Origin of the sequence: Pseudonocardia lacus (genome assembly GCF_018531445.1) — a bacterium.
Lineage (GTDB): Bacteria > Actinomycetota > Actinomycetes > Mycobacteriales > Pseudonocardiaceae > Pseudonocardia > Pseudonocardia lacus.
Genome location: NZ_JAHDTH010000307.1, coordinates 1 through 6,311, shown reverse-complemented (window position 1 = coordinate 6,311; position 6,311 = coordinate 1). Strand labels below are relative to the sequence as shown.

The 6,311-nt window shown below is 75.4% G+C and carries 3 protein-coding genes and 1 rRNA gene; all 4 read left to right on the top strand.

From position 1 onward, the window contains the following. Window positions 1-73: ribosomal RNA gene (rrf, locus tag KIK08_RS42360) — 5S ribosomal RNA — on the top strand; the annotation flags it as partial. Between the two features lie 243 nt (window positions 74-316). Next, a complete protein-coding gene (gene ssb, locus KIK08_RS36355; protein WP_214407859.1) occupies window positions 317-802 on the top strand; it encodes a single-stranded DNA-binding protein in 486 nt (161 codons plus the stop codon). A 25-nt stretch (window positions 803-827) separates the two neighbouring features. Further along, window positions 828-2,507 (top strand): energy-dependent translational throttle protein EttA, encoded by a 1,680-nt coding sequence (gene ettA / locus KIK08_RS36350; protein WP_214407858.1) that lies wholly within the window; start codon window positions 828-830, stop codon window positions 2,505-2,507. 103 nt (window positions 2,508-2,610) lie between these two features. Then, window positions 2,611-6,311, top strand: a 3,701-nt coding sequence (locus KIK08_RS36345; protein WP_408004785.1) for a hypothetical protein, incomplete at its 3' end; no start/stop codon positions are given.

Below are 6,311 nucleotides of genomic sequence, written 5' to 3'. Positions count from 1 at the left end.
CCCGGAAGCTAAGCCCTCCAGCGCCGATGGTACTGCACTCGTCAGGGTGTGGGAGAGTAGGTCGCCGCCGACATTCAACATGGGGCCCGGATCCTGTTTTCAGGATCCGGGCCCTTTTTTCGTGCGCCCGGAACGCCGTAGCGGGCGCTAGCACAGGCCTCCGACAAAACCGGGTCGACGGGCCACCTCGGACGCTCAGCTCTCCACATCACGGCAGTTGTCCACAGCTGCGGAAATCGGCGTGGCCGGCTGCCCGCCGGATCCGCACCCTCGGTCACACGCCCCGCATCGGCGGGGTCGGGACGAGGAGGCGGACGTGTTCGAGACGCAGGTGACGGTGGTCGGCAACGTGGCCACCGCGGTGAAGCACCGGAAGCTGCCCAACGGCGACACCGTGGCCAAGTTCAGGGTGGCGAGCACGCCACGGTGGCGCGGACAGGCAGGCGAGTGGTCCGACGGTCGACCGTTGTTCGTGTCGATCACCTGCTGGCGCCAGCTGGCCGACAACGTCGTCGATTCGATCGGCGTCGGCGATCCGGTGGTCGTGCGGGGGCGCCTCTACACCGACGACTACGAGTACGAGGGCAAGCGCCGCTCCGACATCAGGATGGAGGCGCAGGCGGTCGGGCCGGACCTCAGCCGCTGCCGGGCCGTCCTCACCCGCAACCGGCGGTCGGCGGATCCGGAGGGTGGTCGAACGGTCGCGGCCGACGCCGGAGGCGGGTTCGGCGCGCCCGAGCCGCCCCCCGACGACCAGCGCGACCGACTCGGCGCCCCGGTCGAGGCGGGCGTCGGGGCCTGACGTGGCCGGAACTACCATCGTGGGCGTGGCGGAGTTCATCTACAGCATGCAGCGGGTCCGCAAGGCCCACGGCGACAAGGTCATCCTCGACAACGTGACACTGAACTTCCTGCCCGGAGCAAAGATCGGTGTCGTCGGGCCGAACGGGGCCGGCAAGTCGACCGTCCTGCGGATCATGGCCGGCCTGGAGCCGGTCAACAACGGCGACACGAAGCTGGCCAACGACGCGACGGTCGGCATCCTCCAGCAGGAGCCGCCGCTCAACGAGAGCAAGACCGTCCTCGGCAACGTGGAGGAGGGGCTCGGCCAGATCAAGGAGCAGCTCGACCGCTACAACGAGATCGCCCAGAAGATGGGCGAGGGCGAGTACTCCGACGAGCTGATGGCCGAGATGGGCGAGCTCCAGGAGATCCTGGACGACAACGACGCCTGGGAGCTCGACTCGCAGCTGGAGCAGGCGATGGACGCGCTCCGCTGCCCCCCGGCCGACTCGCCGGTCACCATCCTCTCCGGGGGCGAGCGCCGCCGGGTGGCGCTGTGCAAGCTCCTGCTGAGCAAGCCCGACCTGCTCCTGCTCGACGAGCCGACCAACCACCTCGACGCCGAGAGCGTGCTCTGGCTCGAACAGCACCTGGCGTCCTACGCCGGCGCCATCCTCGCGGTCACCCACGACCGGTACTTCCTGGACAACGTCGCGGGCTGGATCCTGGAGGTCGACCGCGGCCAGTTCTTCCCGTACGAGGGCAACTACTCCACCTACCTGGAGAAGAAGGCCGAGCGGATCGCGGTGCAGGGCCGCAAGGACGCCAAGCTGCGCAAGCGCCTGGAGAGCGAGCTGGCCTGGGTCCGCTCGGGCGCCAAGGCGCGCCAGGCCAAGAGCCGCGCCCGCCTGCAGCGCTACGAGGAGATGGCCAGCGAGGCCGACAAGCACCGCAAGCTCGACTTCGAGGAGATCCAGATCCCGCCGGGCCCCCGGCTGGGCAACGTGGTCGTCGAGGTCGAGCACCTCGACAAGGGCTTCGACGGCCGGATGCTGATCAAGGACCTGTCGTTCTCGCTGCCGCGCAACGGCATCGTCGGGGTGATCGGCCCCAACGGGGTCGGCAAGACCACCCTGTTCAAGACGATCGTCGGCCTGGAGAAGCCCGACTCGGGCATCGTGCGCGTCGGAGACACCGTGCGCCTGTCCTACGTCGACCAGAACCGCGGCGGCATCGACCCCAAGAAGAACCTCTGGGAGGTCGTCTCCGACGGGCTCGACCACATCAAGGTCGGCCAGGTCGAGATGCCCTCGCGGGCGTACGTGGCGGCGTTCGGCTTCAAGGGGCCCGACCAGCAGAAGCCGGCCGGGGTGCTGTCGGGCGGCGAGCGCAACCGGCTCAACCTCGCGCTGACGCTCAAGGAGGGCGGCAACCTCATCCTGCTCGACGAGCCGACCAACGACCTCGACGTCGAGACGCTGTCCTCGCTGGAGAACGCGCTCGAGCAGTTCCCGGGCTGCGCGGTGGTCATCTCCCACGACCGCTGGTTCCTCGACCGCGTCGTCACCCACATCCTCGCGTGGGAGGGCACGGAGGAGAACCCGGCGGCGTGGTTCTGGTTCGAGGGCAACTTCGAGGCCTACGAGAAGAACAAGATCGAACGGCTCGGACCCGACGCCGCGCGCCCGCACCGCGTCACCCACCGTAAGCTCACCCGTGACTGACAGCGACCCACGCAGTGAGCCACCCAGCGATCCCACGCAGTGATGCCACTCCGCGCTGATCCCCCGATCGGCGAGTCCTGACGTAGTGACACCAGGAGGTCCGGTGAGGGCGATCCGGCCCGGGGCAGGCGCCCCGGACAGCGGTACGGCGGCGGCGCCCGCCGACCCGCTGGCGGCGGCGGCCGACCTGCGGTGGTCCCGACCGGACCTCACCGCCGCTCTCGCCGACCACGTCCTGGAGACCGCGGCCGCCACCGACGACCGCGATCGCTGGCTGGCCGCCGCGGGCTGGGCGGTGCACGCCAGGTCGGCCACCGGCGATGGCCGCGACGCCGCGTCCGACGTCATCGGCGGCCTGGCCGAGTGGGGCCCCGGGATCCTCGACGGTGCGGCCGCCGGCCGGCTGCGCGTCGAGCTGGCCCTGGTGGCGGTCAACGCCGGCGAGTCGGGCGCCGCGTCGGCGCTGCTGGCGCCGGTCGTGGCCGAGTCCGCCGAGGCGGAGCTGCGGGGCGACGCGTTCGGCGTGCTCGCCCGGTGCGCCGTCGAGGACGATCCCGACCGGGTCGACGCCGCCCTGGAGTGCGCCGAGCTGGCGTGGGGGGAGGTCGGCCCACCGCTGTCCGAGCTCGGTGCGGCCGCGGTGGCGCTGGTCGCCGCGGCGGCGCACCGCAGGGCCGCCCGTCCCCACGTCGCCGCCGAGCGGGCCGCGGACGGGCTCGCCGAGCTGGAGCGGGCCCGGGGCGCGGCCGGGACGGGTCCGCGCTCGGGCCACCTGGCCGCGGCGCTGGCCGCCGAGTGGATCCTGTCCCTGCTCGACGCGGGCGACACCGAGCAGGCCCGACAGGGCTGCGCCGAGCTGGCCCCGCGCCTGGAGCACAGCAGGCCCAGCCGCCAGCTGGCCCGGCTGCGCCTGGCGGTCGCGCGCACCAACGCCGTCGGGAGCGCGGTCGGCGGCACCGCGGCGGAGACCGCCGCGCACATCCTGGGCCAGGCGGTCCGCGACGCGGCCGAGTGCGACGCCCCCGACCTGGAAGCGCTGTGCTGCGCGGCCCTCGGTGCGGTCTACGAGAAGGCCGGCCGGCCCGACTTCGCGCTGACCACGGTCGAGCGCGGCGTCGCCGCGCAGCGGCGCGACCGCAGCCGCTCGGAGCGCTTCCGGGCGGCGCTGGCCTCGTTGCCGGTCCAGGCGCGCCCGGCGGCCCCGGCGGCTACTGCGTCCGGGGCCCCTGCGGGCGGGCCCGACCCGCTGGGCATGACGCGGCCGTTGCCGGTCGGGCCGGGGGCCGAACCGGTCACCGCGATGCTGCCCACCACGGGCGGACCGGACGGGACCCGCGGCGGTGCCGACCGGGGTCGGCGTTCGCGGCACGGACTGGCGGTCGACCGGGCCTGGCAGCTCGGCGAGTACGCCCCCGCCGGGGACGACGAGCCCCGCGACCAGCCCGCCGACGACGAAGCCTCCCGCGACAGCGGGGCGCCACCCGCCGGTGGCGGTGGTTCCCGCGGCCCGACGCGCACCACGGCCGACCGGCCGGACCGGAAGGGCCGCGCCGGCCGGGCCGAGGCCGACCAGCGACCCGGCGGGCGCTCGGCGGTCTGGGACGTCCGGTGGGACGACGTCGCCGAGTCGCCCATCGGCGACTCGCTGATGCGCACGATGCGATCCGATGGCACGCCGGCCCCGTCGTCGAACGGCCACCGGGCGAGGCGCACCCCGGCCGCCGGGTCGCCCGACGCCGCCCGCACCGAACTCCTGCGCGTCACCGACGCCGATGCCGACGCGTCGGACCGCGACGAGCCCGAGGCGCCGGGGTCCACACCGGCGGCCGATCCCACCGGGCCCGCGAACCGGCACCGGTTGGACTCCGGCATCAACCCGATCCCCGCCACCCGACGCCGGACGGCGACCGAGGAACTGGAGGCGCGCAGGGCGGCGGCCGGGCGCAAGGAGTCGGCCCCCGCGGCGTTCTCCGCCGAGTGGCTGGCCGCCGAGCTGGCCGACCTGGAACGGATCTGGGAGCGGATCTCCCAACCGGTCGTGCGGCCCGAGCCGGGCGAGACCCCCGCGCACGCCGACGCGACAGAGCGCGCCGCCGACCGGCCGGCGCGCCGGTCGCGGACGGGCGGCGACCCGGCGGAGTCGGACCACGACAGCGCTGACCACGGCGGCGCCGACCACGACAGCGACAGCGACAGCGACAACGACAACGACGGCAGCAACCACGACGGCAGCGACCACGGAGGCGCCGACGAGCAGGGCGGCCTCGACGACTCCCCCGACTCCACGGATCGGCCCCGGCGGAGCGGTGGCCGCCGGCGCGCCGAGCAGCCCGCCGGCGCGGATCCGGCGCGGCCGGTGCGCGCTCGCCGTCGGTTCGGTGCGGCCGGCGACAGCAAGCCCGGTGGCGCGACGCCCGCGCGGTCCGGCCTCGGCCGGCCCGGCGCCGACTACCGCGTCGCGGCGGTCCCGACCGGGGCGGGCGAGGGCCGGATCGGACGCCGGCGCGCCGCCGACGATCCCGTCGAGGACGAGCCGTCGAGCGTCGATGCCGCAACCGACACCGTGATCGACACCGCAACCGACACCGTGATCGACACCGCAACCGACACCGTGATCGACAGTGCGACCGCCGGTGCGACGGACGGGGACAGCGGTCCGTCGGCGCCCTCGTGGACCGCGACCCGTTCCGCCGGCCGCGGGTTGCCCGGGATGCGTCGACGCGCCGGGTCGGAGCCGGCCGCGGACGATCCGGCCGAGCCCGACGAGCGACGCGAGCGCTCCCCGGGCTGGCGCTCGGGAGCGGACTCCGACGAAGGCGGGCGCCCGCGGGGCGGGCGGCGTCGTGCCGAACCCGACGTTCCCTCCGGCGGCCTGCCTGAACCGACCGGACCGCGGCGCCGCGCCCAGGATCCGGAAGCGTCGACCGAGGACGAGCCGTCGAGCCGGCGCCGCGACGAGGTCGATGACGAGCCGGCCGGCACCGCCACCGGCGTGGCCGGGTCGGGCGACGCTCCCGACCAGCGCGACGGCACCGATGGCGCCGATCGTCGGGGCGGCGCCCCGACCGGTCGTCGCCGCGCCGTGCCGCGGGGCGACGAGGACGGCGCCGAACCCGGGGGCGGGCGCCCCGCCGGCCGGCGGTCGATGCCGGGCCAGCCCGCGCCGGGGAGTTCACCCCGGTCGAGCCGGGGGGTCCGGCAGGCAGCCATCGCCCGGGCGGAGACCACCATGCTGCCCGCCGTGCGTCCGAAGTCGGTGCCCCCGGCGCCCTCGGTGCCGCCGGCGGACGCGGCCGACGCGGCGCTGTTCGGACCGCTGCCGGACGAGCTGCTCGACCCGGTGCTCGCCGAGCCGCCGGCCCCGGGGCCGGCCCCTGTGTCACAGCCGGTGGCGCAGCCGCGCCCCGGGAGCGGCCCGTCCGACGCCGACGGCTGCGTCGTCGGCATCGACATCGCCCGGGAGGGGCGCAGGTTGGTCGGGCGGCGCTCGGCGGAGGTCCTGCGGGCCGTCGCGGAGGCACTGCGGGGCCACCTGCCGCCCGACGGGCGCATCGAGGAGGGCGAGGCCGGTGTGCTCACGGTCCTCGCGCCCGGGTGGAGCCGCGACGAGGCCACCGGGTGGATGCGCAGCAGGCTCCCCGGGGTGCTGGACGGCGTCGTCTGCGAGGTCGACCCGGCCGGCATGAGCCTGCGGGCCGCCGTGCGCGACGGCGACGGTCCGGTCGGCGCCCAGCTCCTCCAGCGGCTCGACGCCCCGGCCGGACCCGCCCGGCGGGAGCCCGACGCCCCCGTCGGCAGGCCGCC